Raw genomic sequence first — 23748 nt, 5'->3', positions numbered from 1 at the left:
ATGACACAGGCCTCCACGGCACCGAACCCCAGCCGCCGACGGCACGACCGAGAGATCATCTCGCTTGCCGTGCCCGCCTTCGGCGCCCTGGTCGCCGAGCCGCTCTTCGTCATGGCCGACAGCGCCATCGTGGGCCACCTCGGAACCCGTCAGCTGGCGGGGCTGGGGGTCGCGGCAGCCCTGCTGAGCACAGCAGTCAGCGTCTTCGTCTTCCTCGCGTATGCCACGACAGCCGCTGTGGCGCGGCGGGTGGGCGCGGGAGATCTGCAGGCCGCCATCCGACAGGGCATGGACGGCATCTGGCTCGCCCTGCTGCTCGGCGCTCTCGTCATCGCTGTCGTCCTGCCCACCGCCCCCTGGCTGGTCGGCCTCTTCGGAGCTTCGGCCGACGCCTCCCCGTACGCGGTCACCTATCTGCGGATCTCCAGCATCGGCATCCCCGCGATGCTGGTGGTGCTGGCGGCCACCGGTGTGCTGCGTGGGCTCCAGGACACCAGGACTCCGCTGTACGTAGCGATCGGAGGCTTCGCAGCCAACGCCGCACTCAACGTGACGCTCGTCTACGGGGTCGGCATGGGTATCGCCGGATCCGCCTGGGGCACGGTGATCGCCCAGTTCGCCATGGTCGCCGTCTATCTGGTGGTGGTCGTACGGGGGGCGAGGAAGCATGGCGCTTCCCTGCTCCCGGACACAGCCGGGATACGGGCCTGCGCCCAGGCCGGGGTCCCCCTGCTGGTCCGTACGCTCTCGCTGCGGGCCGTCCTGATGACAGCGACCGCTGTGGCGGCCCATCTGGGCGACACCGATGTGGCCGCACACCAGATCGTGCTCTCCCTCTGGAGCCTGCTGGCGTTCGCCCTGGATGCCATCGCCATCGCCGGACAGGCAATCATCGGCCGCTATCTGGGGGCAGGTGACGCCGAAGGGGCGAAGGAGGCCTGCCGCCGCATGGTGCAGTGGGGCATCGCCTCAGGAGTGGTACTGGGCGCGCTGGTCGTGGCATCCCGACCGCTGTTCGTCCCGCTGTTCACCGGCGACCAGGCGGTACGGGACGTACTGCTGCCGGCCCTGCTGGTCGTGGCGGTCACCCAGCCGATCTCCGGGGTCGTCTTCGTCCTGGACGGTGTACTGATGGGCGCGGGCGACGGCCGTTACCTGGCCTGGGCCATGGTCGTCACTCTGGCCGTCTTCACCCCGGTGGCCCTCCTGGTGCCGACACTGGGCGGCGGACTGACCGCACTGTGGTGGGCGATGGCTCTGATGATGGCGGTCCGGACGGTGACTCTCTGGCTCCGGGCCCGCTCGGGCCGCTGGATCGTCACGGGCGCCACCCGCTGACCCGCGGGCTGAACCCAGCGAACTCGGCTGGCCTACTCGGTTAGCGGACTCGGTTAGCGGGCTCGGTTAGGGACCCAGCCGGCCGAATCGGTTGGCCGACTCGGTCGGCCGACTCACGCGGCGGGCTCACGCAACGGACTCGCGGCGGCAGGCTGCGCAGCAGAGCGGTCGCCGGGTGTTTCACGTGAAACGGCGAAAGGGCCGCCTCCCGAAGGAGACGGCCCTTTCCATGCTCTGCCGAGCGCAGCAGTTACGCGGCGACGACCTCGATGCCGAGCTGTGCGGCAACATCGGCGTGCAGACGCACGGACACCTGGTGGGCACCCAGGGTCTTGATCGGCGAACCGAGCTCGACACGACGCTTGTCGACCACGGGGCCACCGGCAGCCTTGATCGCCGAGGCGATGTCGGCCGGGGTGACGGAACCGAAGAGGCGGCCGGCGTCGCCGGAGCGAACGGCCAGACGGACCTTCACGCCCTCGAGCTTGGCCTTGACCTCATTGGCCTGCTCGATGGTCGCGATCTCGTGGATCTTGCGGGCGCGGCGAATCTGCGCCACGTCCTGCTCGCCACCCTTGGTCCAGCGGATCGCGAAACCACGCGGGACCAGGTAGTTGCGGGCGTAACCGTCCTTGACGTCAACGACGTCGCCGGCGGAACCGAGGCCAGCGACCTCGTGGGTGAGGATGATCTTCATTTTTCGGTCACCCTTCCCTTATCGCGCAGTGGACGTGTAGGGCAGCAGCGCCATCTCACGGCTGTTCTTGACAGCCGTGGCGACGTCACGCTGGTGCTGCGTGCAGTTGCCGGTAACGCGGCGGGCACGGATCTTGCCGCGGTCGGAAATGAACTTCCGCAGCATGTTCGTGTCCTTGTAGTCCACGTACTGGGTCTTGTCCTTGCAGAAAGCGCAGACCTTCTTCTTAGGCTTGCGCACAGGCGGCTTCGCCATGGTGTTTCTCCTGTGTGATCAAGAAGTGGGGTACGAGCTGCCCTAGAAGGGCGGCTCGTCCGAGTAGCCACCGCCGGAGCCGGAACCGCCGGAGCTTCCGCCCCAGCCGCCCCCGCCCTGCTGCTGGCCACCGCCGGCCGGCGCGTTGGAGGCCCACGGGTCGTCGGCGGGTGCACCGCCACCGCCCTGCTGGCCTCCGCTGGGGGCTCCGCCCCAGTTGCCGCCGCCCTGCTGCTGGCCACCGCCGCCGCCGTAACCACCCTGGCCGCCCTGACCGCCTCGACCAGTGGTCTTGGTGACCTTGGCCGTGGCCGTCTTGAGGCTGGGGCCGACTTCCTCGACGTCCAGCTCGTAGACCGTGCGCTTGACGCCCTCACGGTCCTCGTAGGACCGCTGCTTCAGCCGGCCCTGCACGACGACGCGCATGCCTCGCTGAAGCGATTCCGCGACGTTCTCCGCCGCCTGACGCCAGACCGAGCAGGTGAGGAACAGGCCTTCGCCGTCCTTCCACTCATTGGTCTGCTTGTCGAAGATGCGGGGAGTGGACGCGACACGGAACTTCGCGACCGCCGCACCGGACGGGGTGAAGCGCAGCTCGGGGTCGTCGACGAGATTGCCGACGACCGTGATGACGGTCTCGCCTGCCATGGGTGAACCTCTCGGCGGGGATTGCTTGGCTGCTTGGTGCTACTCGGACCCGATGACTGCTGAGCTAGATGCTCAGTGGGTCTCGGGGCGGAGGACCTTGGTCCGGAGGACCGACTCGTTCAGGTTCATCTGGCGGTCGAGCTCCTTGACGACCGCAGGCTCGGCCTGCAGGTCGATGACCGAGTAGATGCCCTCGGGCTTCTTCTTGATCTCGTAAGCGAGACGACGACGGCCCCAGGTGTCGACCTTCTCAACCTTTCCTTCGCCCTCACGGACGACGGAGAGGAAAGTCTCGATCAGCGGGGAGACAGCGCGCTCCTCGAGTTCGGGGTCGAGGATGACCATCACTTCGTAGTGACGCATGTGGAACCCACCTCCTTTGGACTCAGCGGCCACGGTCGTTCCGTGGCAGGAGGGTCGTGATGCGTACGCAACGGTATCGGCAGCCACTGACAATCCACTTTCGCGAAGAAAGGGATTGTTCACTGGACTGGGCAGACACCGGTGCAGACCGTACAGACTACCTGCACACCCGCTTCCGGTTGAAATCCGGCGGTCACAGGGCAGACTCTCTAGGTGTGGGATGTGAGCGGCGTTACAGTACGCCGCCTTATGCCAGGAGGTGCCTGATGTCTCAGGCAGCGCGACACAACCCTTCGACGCGACACAACGCCGTCACCTCTCTCTTCGCCTCGGACGGCAAGCCTCACCCGCTGGAAGACAGCCTGGGCGTGGTGGCCCTCGTACTGGGTGTGCTGGCGCTCGTCGCGGCCGGGTTCAACAATCTGCATCTGCTGAGTTCCTGGGCAGGGCTGGTGGGGATCCTGGTCGGCGCCTACGGAATGTTCATCTCGATCACGACACGTGAGCGGTTCATCGTGATCCTCGGGATCGGTGCCTCTGCGGTGGGCTTCTACATCGGCATGGCGCACGGCGGCCTCTTCGGTGGGGTGGTGGGCGGCTGAGGGCCGCTGCGCTACTTGTCCGATACGGCCAGTCGGGGCGCTCCACGGCAGCAGTAGGCTTCGGCGGGAGAGCCGACGCCCCTGTACCCATGGGGACACGCCTGCCGAGGAGCGCCCCGCATGAGCCTGACCCTGAGGACCATCAGCCGCGAGCAGCATCTGGCGTACATCCAGAGCCTGCCGGCGGCGAGTCACTGCCAGGTCCCCGCATGGGCGGAAGTGAAGACGGAGTGGCGCTCGGAGAGCCTCGGCTGGTTCGACAAGGACGGCCAGATGGTCGGTGCGGGCCTGGTGCTCTACCGGCAGCTCCCCAAGATCAAGCGCTATCTCGCCTACCTCCCGGAGGGGCCGGTCCTCAACTGGTACGCCCCGAATCTCAACGAGTGGCTCCAGCCGATGCTGGCCCATCTCAAGGAGCAGGGCGCGTTCTCGGTAAAGATGGGGCCGCCGGTGGTCATCCGCCGGTGGAACGCGGCGGCGATCAAGTCGGGTATCCAGGACCCGGACGTAAAGCGGCTGCGCGACGTCGAGGCCACACACATCGAGCCGCGGGCGTTCGAGGTGTCCGACCGGCTGCGGAAGATGGGCTGGCAGCAGGGCGAGGACGGCGGCGCCGGTTTCGGTGACGTGCAGCCTCGCTACGTCTTCCAGGTCCCGCTGGCCAACCGCTCGCTCGACGACGTCCTCAAGGGCTTCAACCAGCTGTGGCGGCGCAACATCAAGAAGGCCGAGAAGGCCGGTGTCGAGGTCGTCCAGGGCAGCTACGAAGACCTGGCGGAGTGGCAGCGGCTGTACGAGATCACCGCTGAGCGCGATCACTTCCGGCCGCGCCCGCTCTCGTACTTCCAGCGCATGTGGTCGGTCCTCAACACCGAGGACCCGAACCGGATGCGGCTGTACTTCGCCCGCCACGACGGTGAGAACGTCGCCGCTGCCACCATGCTGATCGTCGGCGGACATGTCTGGTACTCCTACGGCGCCTCCGCCAACCACAAGCGCGAAGTGCGGCCGTCGAACGCCATGCAGTGGCGGATGCTGCGGGACGCCTACGCCATGGGCGCCACCGTCTACGACCTGCGAGGCATCTCCGATTCGCTGGACGAAACGGACCACCTCTTCGGTCTGATCCAGTTCAAGGTGGGCACCGGCGGCGAGGCCGTGGAGTACATCGGTGAGTGGGACTTCCCGCTCAACAAGCTGCTGCACAAGGCGCTCGACATCTATATGTCGCGCCGTTAAGGGTGATGATGGTTCCGTCGTCCCGCTCGGCGCCGTACCGTTCGGCGCCGAACGGCTCGGCATCATCCCGTCCGGCGGCACTCCGTCAGGCGGGATCACGGGGCTTCGTACCGGCCCGTTGTCCGGCAAGTCAGTCCCGTTAGACCCGTTGGATCCGATCGTTCCATTCATTCCGCTCGTTCCGTTCATACCTCTGATACACCGCAGCTCCGAGAAAGGTTCCGGTCCGGCCATGGCGCTGACCCTCTATGTCGACACCGCGCGCTGGCGGGCGCACCAGAAGTCCGTGATCGACCAGTTCCCGGGGATCGTTCCGGTCTGCAAGGGCAATGGCTACGGCTTCGGCCACGGCCGGCTCGCGGACGAGGTGACGCGCTTCGGTTCCGAGATCATCGCGGTCGGCACCACGTATGAAGCCGCCCGGATGAAGGACTCCTTCGGCGGTGATCTGCTCGTCCTCACACCGTTCCGCCGCGGCGAGGAGCCCGTACCGCTGCCGGACCGGGTGATCCGCTCCGTCTCGTCGGTCGACGGCGTGCACGCCCTGGTGGGCGCCCGTGTGGTCATCGAGTGCATGAGCTCGATGAAGCGCCACGGCGTCTCCGAGGCGGACCTCGGCCGGCTCCACGCCGCCATAGACGACGTACGCCTGGAAGGGTTCGCACTTCACCTCCCGCTGGACCGCATGGACGGTTCCGACGCGGTCGAGGAAGTCATCGCCTGGATGGACAGGCTCCGCAACGCGCGGCTGCCTCTCCACACCATGTTCGTGAGTCATCTGAAGGCGGAGGAACTGGCGCGGCTGCAGCAGCAGTTCCCGCAGACCCGCTTCCGCGCCAGGATCGGTACCCGGCTGTGGCTGGGCGACCACGAGGCGACGCAGTACCGCGGCTCCGTCCTGGATGTCACCCAGGTCGTGAAGGGTGACCGTTTCGGCTACCGGCAGCAGAAGACCGCTTCGGACGGCTGGCTGGTCGTGGTCGCGGGCGGTACGTCGCACGGAGTGGGCCTGGAGGCGCCGAAGGCGCTGCACGGGATGATGCCGCGGGCGAAGGGCGTCGCGCGTGCGGGCCTGGCCACGGTGAACCGGAACCTGTCGCCTTTCGTGTGGGCGGGCAAGCAGCGCTGGTTCGCGGAGCCACCGCACATGCAGGTGTCGATCCTGTTCGTCCCCTCGGACGCACAGGAACCGAGGGTGGGCGACGAGCTGGTGGCCCATCTGCGGCACACGACGACACAGTTCGACCGTCTCGTCGATCACTGAACCCCTCGGCCCGGACCGGCAACACACCGGCAGCACACCTCCTCCGGACCGCAGCAGCAGACCTGGAGGAGCACGGCAGAACAGCGGAGGCGGGTACCGGCACACCGGTACCCGCCTCCGCTGTACGACCGGCCGGCGGTCGCCCGTCCGGCTACTCGCGCACCGAGCGGCTGCCCCACTCGACCTGCGGGCCCTCGTAGTGGTGGGCGGCGTGCCGCGCCGGATGGGCGGCCGCGCCGAGCACGAACACGTCCTCCGCGCCGTCCAGCACACCCCCCGACGGATCGTCCGAGCCGTCCTTGCGTACGCCGTCGCGTTCCGGCATCAGGATGTCCCGCACGATCACCGCGCAGATGTAGAGCGTCCCGATCAGGTGCAGGGCGATGGCGAACTGGTAGCCCTCGGGCGGCAGCCCCTTGGGTTTGTCGCCGCTCATCGTGTACGCGAGGTACAGCCAGATACCCAGGAAGTACATGACTTCGCAGGCCTGCCAGATGAGGAAGTCACGCCAGCGCGGCCGGGCCAGGGCCGCGAGCGGGATCAGCCACAGGACGTACTGCGGCGAGTAGACCTTGTTGGTGAGGATGAAGGCGGCGATGACCAGGAAGGCGAGCTGTGCGAACCGCGGGCGGCGCGGGGCGGTCAGGGTGAGGGCCCCGATCCCGGCGCACGCCAGGATCACCAGCAGCATCGCCCAGGTGTTGACGTTGCCCACGTCGAGAGGCTTGCCGGTGCGCTGGGTGATGATCAGCCAGAAGGAACCGAAGTCGACGTTCCGTTCCTGGCTGAACGTGTAGAACTTCTTCCACCCCTCGGGGGCGAGCAACATGACGGGCAGGTTCACGACCAGCCAGGCCGCCGCCGCCCCGAACACCGCCCATCCGTACTCACGCCACTTTCCGGCACGCCAGCACAGGACGAGGAGCGGGCCGAGGATCAGCACCGGATAGAGCTTGGCGGCGGTCGCGAGGCCGATCAGGACACCGAAGGCGAGCGCGCGCCCCCGCGACCACATCAGCATCGCCGCAGCGGTGAGAGCGACCGCGAACAGGTCCCAGTTGATGGTGGCGGTGAGCGCGAAGGCGGGTGCGAGGGCCACCAGCAGGCCGTCCCAGGGGCGGCGCCGATGGGTGCGGGCGACACAGACCGCGATGACGGCTGTGCAGACCAGCAGCATGCCCGCGTTGACCATCCAGTAGATCTGCTCGCGGTGCTGGATGGTGCCCCCGTGCGGGGTGAGCCAGGAGGCGACCTCCATGAACAGGCCGGTGAGCACCGGGTATTCGAGGTACGACATGTCGCCGTTGATGCGGTCGAAGTACGGGACGAGGTCGTCGGCGAAACCGCGTCCGACGTAGAGGTGGGGGATGTCCGAGTAGCAGGCGTGGTTGTACTGGGATGTTGCCCCCTGGAACCACGCCCAGTCGTAGCAGGGCATCTTCTGCACCATGCCGAGAGCGAACATGCCGATCGCGACCAGGGCGATGACGCGAACAGGTGTGAGCCTGCTGACGCCGCGGGCCCAGCGCCCGGCTGGGCCCCCGATCAGCTCGCTGCCCGCCGCGGCGGTTTCGTCCTGCTGAGTGGGCCGCACCACGGGTTCTGCGGTCTTCGGTGCGGGCCGGTCCTCGTGCGCGCTCGTCATGGCGCACATCCTGCCGTACGCGGCTGTGCCCGCGGGGAGGGCCGCCACAGCCGGGCCGCACAGCCCGAGGGCCGCCACAGCAGATGAGCGGTGGCGGCCCTCGGGTGTGGACGGAGCCCGGATCAGGTGACCGGGCTCAGAGGACGGTCATCCGCCCGGCCCGCCGAACAGACCGCCGCCACCACCGCCACCGCCGCCGCCTCCTCCACCGTGCTGTCCGCCGGTGCCGGAGGTGTCGGTGGGACTGGGACTGGCGCCGCCGCCGGTTCCCCCGCCCGTTCCCGCATTGGCCCCGCCGTCGTTTCCGCAGGTCCAGTCCTGCCACTTGTTGCAGGACTCGGTCGGGGAGGGCGTCGGGGAGGGCGTGTCGGACGGAGAGGGCGACGGACTGGACGGCGACGGGGTCGGGGTCGGCGTATCGACCGGCGTCGGCTTCGGGCTCGCGACGCCGCCGCCGTAGACGACCTTCCCGATCGGCTCGGGCGCCGGGAAGTCCGTGGCAGGTGTGTTGTTGAGCGCCTGCGCCATGTAGCTGTGCCAGATCTGGGCCGGGAACGAGGCGCCGTGGATCTTCTTCTCGCCGCCGGTACCGTACATCTCCTCGAACTGGCGGTTCTGGCCCTTCGCGTTGTCGTCGAAGCGGTACATGTCGATGGCCGTGGAGAGCTGCGGGGTGTAGCCGATGAACCAGGCGGACTTGTTGCCGTCAGTGGTTCCGGTCTTGCCCGCGACCTGCCGGCCGGGAATCCGGGCCGCGGTGCCGGTGCCCTTGTCGACCACGGTCTTCAGCACATCGGTGACATTGCTGGCGATGGCCGTCGAGAACGCCGACTTCTCCACCTGACTGTGCTGGTAGACCGTCCTGCCCTCGCTGGTGACCTTGGTGACCGAGAACGGCTCGTTCTGCCGGCCGTTGTTGGCGAAGGTGGCGTATGCGCCGGCCATCCGGATCGCGCTGGGGCTGGAGGTACCGATGGAGAAGGAGGGGTAGTTCGAACTGGCCATGCTCTGCTTGTCGTCGCGCAGACCGGCGTCGATGGCCGCCTGGCGCACCTTGTCAGTGCCGACATCCATGCCGAGCTGAACATAGGCGGAGTTCACGGACTCCCGCATGGCCTCACGCAGATCGATGCGGTAGTCCGGAGCCGGGCCGACGTTGTCCTGGCCGTCGTTCTGCTGGAGCCACTCCTTGCCCGCCTTGTTCTTCCACACGGAACCGTCGAAGTCCCTGATCTTCAGGTCGTTCTTGCCGCTGTAGAGACTCTTGGGCGAGACGATCGTGCGGTCCGATTCGGACTGGTCCGCGCCGAGGGCCGGATTGCGCTTCCCGTACTCCAGGGCGGCTGCCAGCACGAAGGGCTTGAAGGTCGACCCGACCTGCGCGCCGGTGTAGTCGGCGTTGTTCGTGTAGTGCTTCGTCGCGTCCTCGCCGCCGTAGATGGCAGCGATAGCGCCGGTCTGCGCGTTCACCGACGCTCCGCCGAACTGGACGTGGGTGTCCGTCTTCGGCCGTACGCCGGGCTTGATCTTCGCCTTGCGGACCTTCTCGACGGACGACTCCAGCTCCTTGACCTTCTTCTTGTCGAAGGTCGTGTGGATCTGGTAGCCGCCCTTGGCGAGGTCCTCGGACGTGATGCCCTGCTTGTTGTTGTTGACGAAATACGACTTCGCGAGGTCGACGAGGTAGCCGGTCTGGCCGCCCAGCTGGGCGTCCTTCTTCGGTGGGTCGACCTTCGGGAACGTCTTGTACTTCGCCCGCTCCGCTGCGGGAAGGCGGCCGTCCTTGACCATCTGGTCGAGGATCCAGCTCCAGCGGTTGGTGGCCCGCTGGAGATTGGCCTTCGGCGTCGCCGCGGGGTCGATCTCGACGGCACCCGCCGGGTCGAAGTAGCTGGCGCCCTTGAGCAGCGTGGCGAGGAACGCACACTGGCTCGGGTTGAGCTTCTCGGAGTCCACCCCGAAGTACGTACGGGCCGCGGCCTGGATCCCGTAGGCACCCCGCCCGTAGTACGACGTATTGAGGTAGTCGCTCATGATGTCGTTCTTCTTCATCTTGGCGCCGACCTTGATGGAGATGAACAGTTCCTTGAACTTTCGGCTGAGCGTCTGCTCCTGGCCGAGCCGTGAGTTCTTCACGTACTGCTGGGTGATCGTCGAGCCACCCTGGGTCTGACCGCCCTTGGCCATGTTGAACACGGCGCGCGCGATGCCCATGGGGTCGATGCCCTTGTCCTTGTAGAAGGACTTGTTCTCGGCCGAGACCACCGAGTTCTGCATCGCGCTGGGAATCTGCGCGAGCGGCACGATCTGCCGGTTGATCTCACCGCCCGTGGCGACCATCTGGCTGCCGTCGGACCAGTAGTAGACGTTGTTCTGCGCCTGCGAGGTCTTAGTGGCGTCCGGGATGCCGACCATGGCGTACGCGATGGTGCCCGCGGCCAGAATGCTGCCGACAAAGCCGACGAAGAGCCCGGTCACGAGCCGCCAGGACGGCACCCAGTGGCGCCAGCCGTGCAGGTTCGCCCGCGGGTAGTCGATGAACCTCTTCTTGTTCGGGCCCCGGCCACCGCCGCCTTCCGGGCCACTGCCGTGACCCCCGCGACCGCCCCGGCCACTGCCGCCGGCACCGCGCCGCCCGCCGCGGCCGCCACCTGCTTCAGCGGCACGACGGCGTCCGCCACCGCTGCGCTGGGCAGCCCGTCTTGCTTCGGCGCGGCCGCCGTAGGGGCGTTCCTCCTCATCCTGGGAACCAGAAGGTGACCCGGTGGTGGTTCGCGGGGGAGCTGCGCGGCGGCCGGGAGGCTGCTGGGCGTCTCGCCTGGCCGCGGCACGTCCACCACTCTGCGACTGTGGCGGTTTGCGACGGTGCTCGCTCATCGAACGACTACTCCTCGGGCAGGCACTAACGCCTGGAAACGGCAGTTGAGTTCCGGTCCCCCCGATGCGCGGACAGCCCCTCGGTAGGGCGCATCCGCAGTACGCACAGACCCTCGGCCGGGCCCGTACGCGTTGCATTCCGTGGACCGAGACGGCTGACGTCCCCAGGTGTCACTCGGTCCCCGGCGGTCTGCATGCCGCACAGACTACGCACGCGCAAAACCCTCCCAGTGCCGAGGTTCGGCTCAAATCAGGCAAGTTGATGCTTGCGAATCGATGATGTGACGCCGCTCACGATGGCTCCGCTTGTCGCAAACGCAAGGTCGTTCTATCGTGCTGATGTATCGACTCGATACATCAGCACGGCATAAGTGACCCGGACAACAGAGGAGGCGAAGGTTGAGCAGGCGCTCCGGCATCCTCGAATTCGCCGTACTCGGCCTGCTCCGAGAGTCCCCCATGCACGGCTATGAGCTGCGCAAACGTCTGAACACCTCACTGGGGATCTTCAGGGCCTTCAGTTACGGGACCCTCTACCCCTGCCTCAAGACGCTGGTCACCAGCGGCTGGTTGATCGAGGAACCGGGCAGCGCCCCGGAGGACGCGGTAGCGGCTTCACTCGCAGGACGCCGCGCCAAGATCGTCTACAGGTTGACCGCGGACGGTAAGGAGCATTTCGAAGAGCTCCTCTCGCACACCGGACCCGACAGCTGGGAGGACGAGCATTTCGCTGCCCGTTTCGCCTTCTTCGGGCAGACGGAGCGCGAGGTGCGGATGCGAGTGCTGGAAGGCCGCCGCAGCCGGCTGGAGGAGCGCCTGGAGAAGATGCGCGCCTCTCTGGTCCGGACGCGTGAGCGGCTGGACGACTACACGCTTGAGCTGCAGCGGCACGGCATGGAGTCCGTGGAGCGCGAAGTGCGCTGGCTGAACGAGCTCATCGAGAGCGAGCGTGCGGGCCGGGATCAGCGACGATCCCCCGACGCCGACGCCGCTCAGCAGGACATAACAGGAGATACGGGCGGCCTGCCCCGGCATCGGGGTACCACCCCGCCGGATCCGTCCGAGGACATCGCTAAGTGAAGCTCTGCGTCCGCAGGGTTTCGTCGAGAACACACAGGGAGCAACCGGAATGGGTTCGGTTCGCGTAGCCATCGTCGGCGTGGGCAACTGCGCCGCCTCGCTGGTGCAGGGCGTCGAGTACTACAAGGACGCAGATCCGGCCGGCAAGGTGCCCGGCCTGATGCACGTCCAGTTCGGCGACTACCACGTAGGTGACGTCGAGTTCGTCGCCGCCTTCGATGTCGACGCGAAGAAGGTCGGCCTCGACCTCGCGGATGCCATCGGCGCCAGTGAGAACAACACCATCAAGATCGCCGACGTGCCGAACACCGGCGTGAAGGTCCAGCGCGGCCACACCCACGACGGCCTCGGCAAGTACTACCGCGAGACGATCGAGGAGTCGGACGAGGCTCCGGTCGACATCGTCCAGGTCCTCAAGGACAAGCAGGTGGACGTCCTCGTCTGCTACCTGCCCGTCGGGTCCGAGGTCGCTGCGAAGTTCTACGCGCAGTGCGCCATCGACGCGAAGGTCGCGTTCGTCAACGCTCTCCCGGTCTTCATCGCCGGCACCAAGGAGTGGGCGGACAAGTTCACCGAGGCGGGCGTGCCGATCGTCGGCGACGACATCAAGTCGCAGGTGGGCGCCACCATCACGCACCGCGTCATGGCCAAGCTCTTCGAAGACCGTGGTGTGCGCCTCGAGCGCACCATGCAGCTGAACGTCGGCGGCAACATGGACTTCAAGAACATGCTGGAGCGCGACCGCCTGGAGTCCAAGAAGATCTCCAAGACGCAGTCGGTCACCTCCCAGATCCGTGACCGTGACCTGGGCGCCGACAACGTCCACATCGGCCCCTCGGACTACGTGGCCTGGCTGGACGACCGCAAGTGGGCGTACGTGCGCCTTGAGGGCCGCGCCTTCGGTGACGTTCCGCTGAACCTCGAGTACAAGCTCGAGGTGTGGGACTCCCCGAACTCCGCCGGTGTCATCATCGACGCCGTGCGTGCCGCGAAGATCGCCAAGGACCGCGGTATCGGCGGCCCGATCCTCTCTGCCTCCTCGTACTTCATGAAGTCGCCGCCGGTGCAGTACTTCGACGACGAGGCCTACGAGAACGTCGAGAAGTTCATCAAGGGTGAGGTCGAGCGCTGAAGCGCACTCTGAGAACGGTCGACCACTGACCGTTGAGAGCCCCGGACAGCCTGTCCGGGGCTCTTCCCATGTCCTGGCGCAGGACCCGTGACCCCCGTGCGGAGCTCGCTCTCAGCCCCCGCCCTTTGGCACAGCGACCTTCAACTGCGCAACGTTTGCTGCGTCTATGGCCCGTTTTCGATGCACGTATGTGTCACATCAGAGCCACAGACTCCTGCTCGGTGACAGAAATACCGGAGCGGCCCGCTATTTTACGGGCGTTGACAACTGCGCATACGCGCACCGCTTCAAGGGGGACCCCAACCATGTCTACTCCGCCGCCCCAGGGCCAGAACCCATACGCCCAGCAGCCCAATACCCCCTACGGACAGCCCCAGGGCGGCAATCCATACGGACAGCAGCCGCAGCAGCCCGGCCCGTACGGACAGCCGGGACAGCCGGGTGTCCCGCAGCAGCCGTCGCCGTACTTCAACCAGGGCGGTGGCCAGATACCGATGGCTCCGGTGGCACCGCCTCCCGGCAATGGCAAGAAGATCCTGAGGATCGTCATCGCCGTGGTCGTTATCGGCGTGGCGGCCTTCGGTTGGTACTCCAGCCATCAGGACGACGCCGACACGGCCAAGGTCGGCGACTGCATGCACCGAGGCAGCTCCAGCGACACCGACCCCAAGCTTGAGGTCGTGGACTGCAGTGACGCGAAGGCCCAGTACAAGGTCGCCGAGAAGAAGGATGGCGACGAGACCTGCGACCGCACCAAGTACAACTCGTACACCGAGACCGGCGGCAGCAAGGACTTCACTCTCTGCCTGACGGACTACAAGAAGTAGCCCGCCGCAGATAGGTCGCGAAGGGGCGGTGTTTCACGTGAAACACCGCCCCTTCGCTGTGCCGTCCGTCATGTTTCACGTGAAACATGACCTCAGTTCTGCGCGGCCCACCACTCCTTGAGCGCTGCCACCGCTACGTCATGCTCCATCGGCCCGTTCTCCAGCCGCAGCTCAAGCAGGAACTTGTAGGCGTTGCCGATAACAGGCCCCGGCCCGACATCCAGGATCTCCATGATCTGGTTGCCGTCCAGGTCTGGACGGATGGAGTCGAGTTCTTCCTGCTCCTGCAGATGCGCGATGCGCTCCTCCAGCCCGTCATACGCACGCGAGAGGGCATTGGCCTTGCGCTTGTTACGTGTGGTGCAGTCCGATCGCGTGAGCTTGTGCAGCCGCTCCAGCAGCGGTCCGGCATCACGCACATAGCGCCGCACAGCGGAGTCGGTCCACTCCCCGGTCCCGTAGCCGTGGAACCGCAGGTGGAGCTCCACCAGCTTCGTGACGTCTTTCACCATGTCATTGGAGTACTTGAGTGCGGTCAGACGCTTCTTGGTCAGCTTCGCGCCCACCACCTCGTGGTGATGGAAGGAGACGCCGCCGTCCTTCTCGAAGCGCCGCGTCTTGGGCTTACCGATGTCATGGAGCAGGGCCGCCAGCCGGAGCACCAGATCAGGACCGTCCTGCTCCAGGTCGATGGCCTGCTCCAGCACGGTCAGCGAGTGCTCGTAGACGTCCTTGTGCCGGTGGTGCTCATCACTCTCCAGACGCAGCGCGGGAAGTTCAGGGAGCACCCATTCGGCGAGGCCGGTGTCGACAAGGAGCGCGAGGCCCTTGCGCGGGCTCGCGGACAGCAGCAGTTTGTTGAGCTCGTCACGTACGCGCTCCGCCGAGACGATCCCGATGCGCTCGGACATCGCCGTCATCGCGGCGACAACCTCGGGCGCGACCTCGAAGTCCAGCTGAGCCGCGAACCGGGCAGCTCGCATCATGCGCAGCGGGTCGTCTGAGAATGAATCCTCCGGCGTACCGGGGGTACGCAGCATCCGTCCGGCAAGGTCTTCCAGACCGCCGTGCGGATCGATGAATGCCTTCTCCGGAAGAGCGACTGCCATCGCATTGACTGTGAAATCGCGACGCAGGAGGTCTTCCTCGATGGAGTCGCCGTAGGACACCTCAGGCTTACGCGAGGTCCTGTCGTACGCCTCGGAGCGGTACGTCGTGACCTCGATCAGATAGCCGTCCTTCTGGCAGCCGACCGTTCCGAAGGCAATTCCGACTTCCCACACCGCATCGGCCCAGGGCCGGACAATCTTCAGTACGTCGTCGGGTCGGGCGTCGGTGGTGAAGTCCAGATCATTGCCGAGCCGGCCGAGCAGCGCATCCCTGACCGACCCTCCGACCAGCGCGAGGCTGTGTCCGGCATCCTGGAAACGGCGGGCGAGGTCGTCTGCGACCGGGGACACCCGCAGCAGTTCTGTGACCGCGCGGTGCTGCACCTGACTCAGTGCACTGGGATTGTCATCATTGGCGTTCGGCACAACAGAAAAGGGTACGTGCCCGTGCCGACCGGAGCGTCCCGATTTCCCGGCAGCTGTGACCGCTCTTCTGATCACGTGGAGCAGTCCGCGGCACTTAGGCCCAGAGCACATCGTTACCATGCGTGGACGCAGAACCGAGAACCACCGAATCAGCTGACGAAGACGAGGGACGGGCAAGCGCGTGGCCGAGGCGGCACACTTCCAGGAGATGACTACCTCTCCTGCCCGCCGGTGGCTGCGGCGCACAGCGTCGCTGCTCGCCGGTGGAACGCTCATGGCGGGCCTTTTCTACGGCCCGGCAGCGGCCCCTGCACAGGCCGCCGTCACCGCACGGAGCACCGGCGCCGTAGCCGTCAGTCTCGATGCGCTGTCACCCAGCGCGCCGGTGAAGGGCGACAGCGTCACCATCACGGGCACGGTGACGAACAAGCGCAAGGAGACCGTCACCAACGCCCACGTCGGTGTTCGCGTGGGACCTCGCCTGGCCAGCAGATCCGCCATCGATGACGCGGCCAAGCACTCCTCTGACCTCACGGGTGCAGACCCCCAGGAGGTCGGCGGCAAGTACACGGCGAAATTCGCGAAGCTGCCCCCGGGGATCAGCGAGGACTTCTCGATCTCGGTTCCCGTGAGCAAGATGAATCTCGGCGCGGACGGCGTGTACCAGCTCGGCGTCTCGCTCTCCGGGCAGACGGCCGGCGCCCCGTACGAGCAGGTGCTCGGCATCCAGCGGACTTTCCTGCCCTGGCAGCCCACACCGCAGAGCATGAAGACACAGATCACCTCGGTGTGGCCGCTCATCTCGAAGATCCATCTGCGGGCCGAGACCAGCACCGACGCCCAGCAGACGCCGGTCTTCGAGAACGACGACCTGGCGGAGGAGCTCGCGCCCGGCGGCCGACTGGAGCAGATGGTCTCGCTGGGCCGCTCCCTGCCGGTCACCTGGGTCATCGACCCGGATCTGCTGGCGAGCGTCGACGCGATGACCCGGAACTATCAGATCCAGGTCGGAGACACCCAGGTCGCGGGCAAGAACCAGGCCGTCGCCAAGAAATGGCTGAGCGACCTGGAGAACGCGGTAAAGGGCCAGAAGGTCGTCGCGCTGCCGTTCGCGGATCCCGACCTTGCCTCCCTGGCCCACCACGGCAAGAACGTCCCCGGCGCGCTGAGCCATCTGCAGTCGGCCACCGAGATCGCCGGCACGACCGTGCAGACGATCCTGCATGTGAAGGCGTCCACCGATTTCGCCTGGCCGGCCAGTGGCGCGATCGACCCTTCAATCGTTGATGTGGCCACCTCTGCCGGAGCGCACAACGTGATCACCAGCAGCGACAGTCTGGAGGAGACGGCCGGACTGCCGTACACCCCCACATCGGCCCGGCCCATCGGCGGCGGCACCACGGCGGTGGTTTCCGACTCCCGGCTCTCCAATGCCTTCCAGGGCGACATGGCCGAGGCAGGTGCCTCCACGCTCGCGGTGCAGAACTACCTCGCCCAGTCCCTGGCTCTGAACCTGCAGGAGCCGTCCAAGCAGCGCAGCGTCGTCGTCGCCCCCCAGCGGATGCCCTCCGTCAGCCAGGCACAGTCGATGGCGAGCGCCCTGCGCACTCTGGACGAGGACCGCTGGACCCAGCCCCTCAACCTCATCGACGCGGCCAAAGCCAAGGCGGATCCCAGCGCCACGACGACGGTGCCGAGCTCATCGGCGTACCCGTCGTCCCTGCGCCGACAGGAACTGCCGGTAAAGGCGTTCCAGGACGTCAGGACCACGCAGTCGACGCTCGACAACTTCAAGATCATCCTCAGTCAGCCGGACCGGGTGGTGACGCCGTTCAGTAACGCCATGGACCGCTCCTTGGCGACCTCGTGGCGCGGGGATGCCAAGGGTGCAAGGGCCTACCGAAGCGGGGTCCAGTCCTATCTGCTGAGCCTCACCGGCGAGGTGCAGATCGTCCAGAAGTCCGACATGACGCTGTCCGGACGCAGTGCGACGATCCCGGTGACTGTGCAGAACAAGTTGCTTCAGCCCGTCAAGCATCTGGTGCTGAAGCTGCGCTCGACCAGCCCCAACCGTCTGCAGCTCGGAGACGACAAGGCGGCGGTCGCCGAGCAGCCCCTGGAGATCGCGGGCGGTCACAGCCAGACCGTGAAGTTCACGACATCGATCAACGCCAACGGTCCCGTCAGGGTGTACGCCCAGCTCTTCACCGAGGACGGCACGCCGTACGGCACTGCGAAGGCAATGCCCTTCACAGTGACAGTCTCGGAGATGACACTGACGGTCATGCTGGTGATCGCCGGAGGTCTACTGCTTCTGGTGCTCGCCGGAATCCGGATGTACACGCATCGCAAGCGGGCCGCCGCACGGGCGGCCGCTGCCGGGGGCGATGACCCGGAGCAGCCGAGTGACCCGGAGACGGACACCGGAGCGGAAAACGGTAACCCGCCGGGCACGGGTGAGAAAGTGGACCGTTGAGCGATGTCGTGGCCGGCCGGCCGGGGACGATGAGGTGGGGTAACCAATGAACGCGCCGTACGACGGTGACCGTGACCAGGGTGCTGGGGGCGGGGCTGCGTATTCCGGTGGGACGCCCCTCGAGCCCCCTGCAGCCGGCCAGAATCAGCCTGCCCCGGATCCGTATGTCCAGGACGCCTACAGCTACGACCCGTACGGGGCGAACGGTCTCGGTGCCCAGGACCCGGTGGCGGAGGCGCTCTACGACCGTGCGTCCCACCCCCCGCCTCCCCCCGGTACCTACACCGAGCCGCAGCCGATGTACCAGCAGCCGCCTGCAGCGCAGTACCCGCCGGACCCCCGGGTATGGGCACAGACACCGGCCCCCGAGCCCGACGGCCCGTCCCGCTACCTTCCGTACGGGGATGACGCGACGACCCAGTTCGTCGGGGTCGACGACCTGGTGACCCAGGCAGCCGACGAACCGGAACAGCAGGACGCGTTCGCCCATCTCTTCCGGGACCAGCAGGGGGCCGCCCCCGTTCCGCCCCCCGGGGGCCCGCAGGAGCCCGCCCCAGCCGCTCCCCCCGAGAAGTCGGGCGGAGCATCCGGCCTGCTGAAATCGAGCGCGGTGATGGCCGCGGGAACCCTGGTCTCCCGCCTCACCGGCTTTGTACGCACCATGGTGATCACTGCCGCACTCGGTGCGGCGACGCTCGGCGACTCCTTCACCGTGGCCTACACGCTGCCCACCATGATCTACATCCTGACCGTGGGTGGCGGACTCAACTCCGTGTTCGTGCCGCAGCTCGTGCGCTCGATGAAGGAGGACGACGACGGCGGCGAGGCCTACGCCAACCGCCTGCTCACCGTCGTCATGGTGGCCCTCGGCATCATCGTCGGTATCGCGGTCTTCGCGGCGCCGCTGCTGATCCGGCTGATGTCCCTGCCGATCGCCGACGATCCGGCAGCCAACAACGTCGCTGTCACCTTCGCGCGCTACTGCTTGCCCACCATCTTCTTCATGGGTGTGCACGTCGTGATGGGGCAGATCCTGAACGCCCGCGGAAAGTTCGGCGCGATGATGTGGACTCCGGTCCTCAACAACATCGTCATGATCTTCACCTTCGGGCTGTTCATCTGGGTCTATGGCACCTCCGCCGACTCCCACATGAAGGTGACGACCATCCCTGCGGACGGGGTGCGGCTGCTCGGAATCGGCACCTTGCTGGGTCTGACCGTCCAGGCCCTGTCGATGATCCCGTACCTGCGTGAGGCCGGTTTCCGCTTCCGCCCGCGCTTCGACTGGCGCGGACACGGTCTCGGCAAGGCCGTGAAGCTCGCCAAGTGGACGGTCCTGTTCGTCCTTGCCAACCAGGCGGGTGTCCTGGTGGTCACCCAGCTCGCCACCGCGGCCGGCAAGGCCTCCGGGCGGTCCGGAGCGGGGATCATGGCCTACTCGAACGCACAGCTGATCTGGGGGATGCCCCAGGCCATCATCACCGTGTCCGTCATGGCCGCCCTGCTGCCTCGGATCTCCCGCGCCGCCAACGACGGCGATGTCGGCGCGGTCCGCGACGACATCTCACAGGGACTGCGGAACTCCGCCGTGGCGATCGTTCCGGTCTCCTTCGTATTCCTGGCCCTGGGCGTACCGGTCTGCACCCTGCTGTTCGCCTCCAGCGGCGTACAGGCCTCCGAGTCCATGGGCTACGTCCTGATGGCCTTCGCCCTCGGCCTGATCCCCTACTCGGTGCAGTACGTCGTCCTGCGTGGCTTCTACGCGTACGAGGACACCCGCACCCCCTTCTACAACACGGTGATCGTCGCCGCAGTCAACGCCGCGGCCTCCGCACTCTGCTACGTCGTCCTCCCCGCACAGTGGGCGGTGGTCGGCATGGCCGCCTCCTACGGTCTGGCCTATGCGGTCGGTGTCGGGATTGCCTGGCGGAGGCTGCGCAACCGTCTGGGCGGCGACCTGGACGGGACGCACATCCTTCGCACGTACGCCCGCCTGGCGCTGGCCTCCCTCCCGGGAGCCGTCGTCGGCGGGGCCGTCGGATTCGGCATCATCCGGGTGCTCGGAGTGGGTGTGCTGGGCTCGCTGGCAGCGCTGATCGTCGGCAGCGCGGTACTTCTCGGTGTGTTCTTCATCGCCGCGAAGCGCATGCGGATCGCCGAGCTCAACTCAATGGTTGCCATGGTGCGCGGTCGCCTCGGCCGCTAGGCGCCGACCGGATCGCACAACCATCGTCCGACGCCGCGTGTCGTGCATAGCGTCGGACTGTGGGCACAATTGGCATGGCTTTGCAGACTGGCCGACAGCGCGCAACGGATGGGGAGGCAGGAACGACGGTGGCGGAACGTAGCACGGCTGCCGTCGACGTGGCTGACAACAGTGGCGACAAGCCGCTGGCCGCCAAGGCGGACAAGGCCACGGCCGACGGCACGGTGGAACCTCAGGAAACGGCTGACACCACGGCCGGTGAAGGCACCCAGGACGAGGAGAGCGCGAAGAAGCCGACGGAGCCCGAGGCAGCGCCCGAGCTTCACAGCGGGCACAAGCTCGCCAGACGCTACCGGCTTGAGGAGTGCGTCACCCGTCTGGACGGTTTCAGCAGCTGGCGTGCGGTCGACGAGAAGCTCAGGCGCGCTGTCGGTGTGCATCTGCTTCCCGCTGATCACGCCCGGGCGCGCGCCGTCCTCGCGGCCGCTCGGTCCTCGGCCCTCCTTGGCGACCCCCGCTTCGTGCAGGTCCTGGATGCCGTCGAGGAGAACGATCTCGTCTATGTCGTGCACGAATGGCTGCCCGACGCGACAGAAATCACCGCGCTGCTCGCTTCCGGCCCCCTGGAGGCGCACGACGCCTACCAGCTGGTCAGCCAGGTCTCGCAAGCCATGGCCGCCGCGCACCGCGAGGGCCTGTCCCACCTCAGGCTCACGCCCGGCGCGGTCCTGCGTACCTCATCCGGCCAGTACCGCATCCGCGGCCTCGCGGTGAACGCAGCCCTTCGCGGCATCACCTCTGACACCCCGCAGCGGACCGACACAGAGGCCATCGGCGCCCTGCTGTATGCCGCGCTGACCCAGCGCTGGCCCTACGACACCGATGCCTACGGTCTCTCCGGCCTGCCCAAGGGCGTCGGCCTGATCCCCCCGGACCAGGTACGGGCCGGCGTCAACCGCGGCCTCGCAGAGATCGCCATGCGCGCCCTGGCCAATGACGGCGCCACCGCATCTCGTCAGGAACCGCCCTGCACCACCCCCGACGAGCTCGCCAAGGCCGTCGCCGCCATGCCGCGGATCCGGCCACCGGAGCCCGCCTACACCCCGCCGCCCGAGTATCAGCGCACGAACTACCAGCAGGGCACCTATGGCCGTCCGGCCACCGGCGCCAGGGTGGCACCGGCTCAGCCGGTGGCCGCTCCTCCGCCGCCGCTCCAGGGCCGCACCGGCAAGGTACTCAAGTGGGCCGTGTCCGCGCTGCTGATCGCCGCGCTGGGTCTGGGCAGCTGGCAGCTCGCCGATACGCTCCTGGACCGGGGCAAGGACTCCGGCGGTACGGGCACCAACCAGACCAACAACGGCAACAACAATGGCACCGCCGAGCAGAAGGCTCTTCAGCCGCTCCCGGTGAAGGACGCAGCCGAGTACTACCCGGACGGTAAGCCCCAGCACCCCGGCGATGTCGGGAAGACCTACGACGGTGACAGCTCGACGTACTGGCGTACCTACTCCTTCAAGGACGGCCCCCAGCTGGCCCCCTTCAAGCAGGGGGTGGGGATCGTCTACGACCTGGGTTCCGCGAAGGACGTGTCGGCTGCCTCCATAGGGCTGCGTTACTCGGGCAACGAGACCGCGATCTCCCTGTACGCAGCCGATTCGCTGTCCTCCTCAGCGTCCCTGAGCTCGATGAAGAAGATCACTTCCACGAGCACCAACGGCACCTCAGCGCGTTTCAAGGCAGACAAACCGGTGAACACGCGTTATGTACTGGTCTGGATCACGGCCATGCCGGATTCACCCGGAGACCAGTACAGCGAAGCGGGTTACAAGCAGGCCATTACGGATGTGAAGTTCTCCGGCTGATCAGGGACAGGGGAGGGGGCTCACCGTTGGACGACACCGCGCTCGGTACCGCCGGCGACCAGGAGCTGTTGGCTGCCCACGTCGCCGGCGACGCCGACGCCTTCGGTGAGCTGGTACGGCGCCATCGAGACCGGCTCTGGGCCGTCGCTCTGCGTACGCTCGGCGACCGCGAGGAGGCTGCCGACGCCGTCCAGGACGCCCTGGTCTCCGCCTACCGTGCCGCACACACCTTTCGCGGCCAGTCCGCCGTCACCACCTGGCTGCACCGCATCACGGTCAACGCCTGCCTCGACCGGGCCCGTAAAGCCGCGACGCGGAAGACCTCGCCCGTCGATGACACGGAGCGCCTCGATCAGCTCCTCGAACCTCATGAATCCGCCGAGGCACCAGCAGAGCGCCAGGACCTGCACCGCGAACTGATCAAAGCCATGGGCACCCTCCCCGCGGAACAGCGCGCCGCCCTCGTCCTCGTCGATATGCAGGGGTACCCCGTGGCTGAGGCCGCGCAGATCCTTGATGTGCCTACAGGCACCGTGAAGAGTCGGTGTGCACGCGGGCGGGCGAGACTCCTGCCACTCCTCGCGCACCTCCGCCCGCAACCGGCAGAGACAGGAAACGACACCCCGGCCGACAGGGGAAGGAACCGGATGCCGGGAGCATCCGTCCCACCTGCGTCGAGACCGAAGGACGCGGGACCACAGAATCCTGCTGCAGTGAAGGGCGGAGGTGGACGCGCATGACATCGACAGCTGACACGTCTCAGCATCCCGATGTCTCGGAGATCGCCGATCTCGCTGAGGGTCTCCTTGCGCCATCCCGCGCAGTGGAGATGCAGCAGCACATCGACGCCTGCTCACTCTGTTCCGATGTCAGCGGTTCCCTCCAGGAGATTCAGGAGCTGCTCGCTACCGCGCCCGGGCCGGCGCTCATGCCGGCCGACATCGCTGAGCGTATGGACGCAGCTCTGGCCGCGGAGTCCCTGATCGGAGCCACCCCGCACGAAGGTGGGGCTCATGTTTCACGTGAAACATCACTCCCGTCCCGCAGCGCGGAACCCGTCCACGGCAACCGCCCGTCAGGGCGTCCCCGTGCCGCTACAGGCCCCGGCCGAACCCGTACGGCGCGGCGACGACGTCACGTCGCTGCTCTCAGCGCGGCCTTCGGGGCAGCTGTCATCGGTATCGGTGTGTTCTTCCTGCAGTCGTCGCCCACCGCGTCGAGCGGTGACACCAGTGCCGCGGGAAAGACCTCGAAGCGCGGGGGAACTCCCGTATTCGTTGATGCCGCCCTGCAGGGCCAGGTGCACTCCCTGCTCGCCTCGAATGCCACGGCGTCCACCGTCTCCCCACAGGAGAAAAAGGCTCCATCGGTCCACATGGACTCCGGCCCGACGACGCTCAAGAGCGGGCTCGACGTGGTCGTACCGCCCTGTGTCGAGAAGGGCATAGGACGCGCTGAAGGTCCGATCGCCGCCCAGAAGGGCACCTACAAGGGTTCCGACGCCTTCCTCGTCGTGCTGCCGCACCCCACTGACAACACCCGGGTCCAGGCGTATGTCGTAGACGCGGCATGCGTCCATGCCACGCCGTCCACTCGCGGCAAGGTGCTCCTGACCCACGTCTATCCTCGCGGCTGACCCTGACGGGAATGCACGCCCCGTAGGATCCGTTGGGTGGGGTGAGAGTCCGCTGGACCTGGCCCC

General features: G+C 67.0%; 19 protein-coding genes. 12 read left to right on the top strand and 7 right to left on the bottom strand.

What is annotated here, in order from left to right; all coding sequences use genetic code 11:
- A complete protein-coding gene (locus OG210_RS14465; protein WP_328328917.1) occupies positions 1-1338 on the top strand; it encodes an MATE family efflux transporter in 1338 nt (445 codons plus the stop codon).
- Positions 1339-1588: 250 nt separating this feature from the next.
- On the opposite strand, the gene rplI is transcribed toward OG210_RS14465, so the two are convergent.
- The 4 genes from rplI to rpsF form a co-directional block, all read right to left on the bottom strand.
- Positions 1589-2035: a 50S ribosomal protein L9 gene (rplI, locus tag OG210_RS14460; protein ID WP_328328919.1), complete on the bottom strand. Its 447-nt coding sequence runs from the start codon at positions 2033-2035 to the stop codon at positions 1589-1591.
- 18 nt (positions 2036-2053) lie between these two features.
- Positions 2054-2290 carry a 30S ribosomal protein S18 gene (rpsR, locus tag OG210_RS14455; RefSeq protein ID WP_003967857.1) on the bottom strand — a complete coding sequence of 79 codons (237 nt, stop codon included), beginning with the start codon at positions 2288-2290 and terminating at the stop codon, positions 2054-2056.
- A 42-nt stretch (positions 2291-2332) separates the two neighbouring features.
- Positions 2333-2938 carry a single-stranded DNA-binding protein gene (locus OG210_RS14450; protein WP_328328921.1) on the bottom strand — a complete coding sequence of 202 codons (606 nt, stop codon included), beginning with the start codon at positions 2936-2938 and terminating at the stop codon, positions 2333-2335.
- A gap of 72 nt (positions 2939-3010) precedes the next feature.
- On the bottom strand, positions 3011-3301 hold the full coding sequence (gene rpsF, locus OG210_RS14445; RefSeq protein WP_164258274.1) for a 30S ribosomal protein S6: 291 nt from the start codon (positions 3299-3301) through the stop codon (positions 3011-3013).
- Between the two features lie 266 nt (positions 3302-3567).
- On the opposite strand from rpsF, the gene OG210_RS14440 reads away from it, so the two are divergent.
- The 3 genes from OG210_RS14440 (at position 3568) to OG210_RS14430 (ending at position 6406) form a co-directional block, all read left to right on the top strand.
- Positions 3568-3903, top strand: a complete 336-nt coding sequence (locus tag OG210_RS14440) for a hypothetical protein (protein ID WP_328328922.1) — start codon at positions 3568-3570, stop codon at positions 3901-3903.
- Between the two features lie 120 nt (positions 3904-4023).
- Entirely contained in the window at positions 4024-5142 is a 1119-nt protein-coding gene (locus OG210_RS14435) for a peptidoglycan bridge formation glycyltransferase FemA/FemB family protein (protein ID WP_266855242.1), read from the top strand.
- Positions 5143-5374: 232 nt separating this feature from the next.
- Complete coding sequence (locus OG210_RS14430; protein ID WP_328328924.1) at positions 5375-6406, top strand: alanine racemase; 1032 nt, start codon at positions 5375-5377, stop codon at positions 6404-6406.
- A gap of 151 nt (positions 6407-6557) precedes the next feature.
- Here OG210_RS14430 and OG210_RS14425 read toward each other — a convergent pair whose 3' ends face one another.
- Together OG210_RS14425 and OG210_RS14420 are read right to left on the bottom strand one after the other, a co-directional pair.
- Positions 6558-8060, bottom strand: a complete 1503-nt coding sequence (locus OG210_RS14425) for a glycosyltransferase family 87 protein (RefSeq protein WP_371540288.1) — start codon at positions 8058-8060, stop codon at positions 6558-6560.
- A 138-nt stretch (positions 8061-8198) separates the two neighbouring features.
- Positions 8199-10928: a transglycosylase domain-containing protein gene (locus tag OG210_RS14420; RefSeq protein WP_328328926.1), complete on the bottom strand. Its 2730-nt coding sequence runs from the start codon at positions 10926-10928 to the stop codon at positions 8199-8201.
- Between the two features lie 399 nt (positions 10929-11327).
- Here OG210_RS14420 and OG210_RS14415 point away from each other — a divergent pair, with 399 nt between their 5' ends.
- From OG210_RS14415 to OG210_RS14405, 3 genes are all read left to right on the top strand, one after another.
- On the top strand, positions 11328-12008 hold the full coding sequence (locus OG210_RS14415; protein ID WP_328328928.1) for a PadR family transcriptional regulator: 681 nt from the start codon (positions 11328-11330) through the stop codon (positions 12006-12008).
- A 49-nt stretch (positions 12009-12057) separates the two neighbouring features.
- Complete coding sequence (locus tag OG210_RS14410; RefSeq protein WP_266855238.1) at positions 12058-13140, top strand: inositol-3-phosphate synthase; 1083 nt, start codon at positions 12058-12060, stop codon at positions 13138-13140.
- Between the two features lie 305 nt (positions 13141-13445).
- Positions 13446-13967, top strand: a complete 522-nt coding sequence (locus tag OG210_RS14405; protein ID WP_371536850.1) for a hypothetical protein — start codon at positions 13446-13448, stop codon at positions 13965-13967.
- 92 nt (positions 13968-14059) lie between these two features.
- On the opposite strand, the gene OG210_RS14400 is transcribed toward OG210_RS14405, so the two are convergent.
- On the bottom strand, positions 14060-15502 hold the full coding sequence (locus OG210_RS14400) for a CCA tRNA nucleotidyltransferase (protein WP_328328934.1): 1443 nt from the start codon (positions 15500-15502) through the stop codon (positions 14060-14062).
- Positions 15503-15683: 181 nt separating this feature from the next.
- On the opposite strand from OG210_RS14400, the gene OG210_RS14395 reads away from it, so the two are divergent.
- The 5 genes from OG210_RS14395 to OG210_RS14375 all read left to right on the top strand — a co-directional run bounded on the left by OG210_RS14395 (position 15684) and on the right by OG210_RS14375 (position 23682).
- On the top strand, positions 15684-17978 hold the full coding sequence (locus OG210_RS14395; protein ID WP_371536846.1) for a DUF6049 family protein: 2295 nt from the start codon (positions 15684-15686) through the stop codon (positions 17976-17978).
- Between the two features lie 46 nt (positions 17979-18024).
- The gene (murJ, locus tag OG210_RS14390) at positions 18025-20184 is read left to right on the top strand and encodes a murein biosynthesis integral membrane protein MurJ (RefSeq protein WP_371536843.1); all 2160 of its coding nucleotides are present in this window, start codon (positions 18025-18027) and stop codon (positions 20182-20184) included.
- 128 nt (positions 20185-20312) lie between these two features.
- On the top strand, positions 20313-22046 hold the full coding sequence (locus tag OG210_RS14385; protein WP_328328941.1) for a protein kinase family protein: 1734 nt from the start codon (positions 20313-20315) through the stop codon (positions 22044-22046).
- 26 nt (positions 22047-22072) lie between these two features.
- A complete protein-coding gene (sigM, locus tag OG210_RS14380) occupies positions 22073-22786 on the top strand; it encodes an RNA polymerase sigma factor SigM (protein ID WP_328328943.1) in 714 nt (237 codons plus the stop codon).
- 446 nt (positions 22787-23232) lie between these two features.
- On the top strand, positions 23233-23682 hold the full coding sequence (locus OG210_RS14375; protein WP_328328945.1) for a hypothetical protein: 450 nt from the start codon (positions 23233-23235) through the stop codon (positions 23680-23682).
- The last annotated feature ends 66 nt before the right edge of the window (positions 23683-23748 follow it).

This window comes from Streptomyces sp. NBC_00466, from assembly GCF_041433995.1.
Taxonomy (GTDB): Bacteria; Actinomycetota; Actinomycetes; order Streptomycetales; family Streptomycetaceae; genus Streptomyces.
Note: the sequence above shows the minus strand (reverse complement) of the source record. Positions and strands in the feature narration are given on the sequence as shown.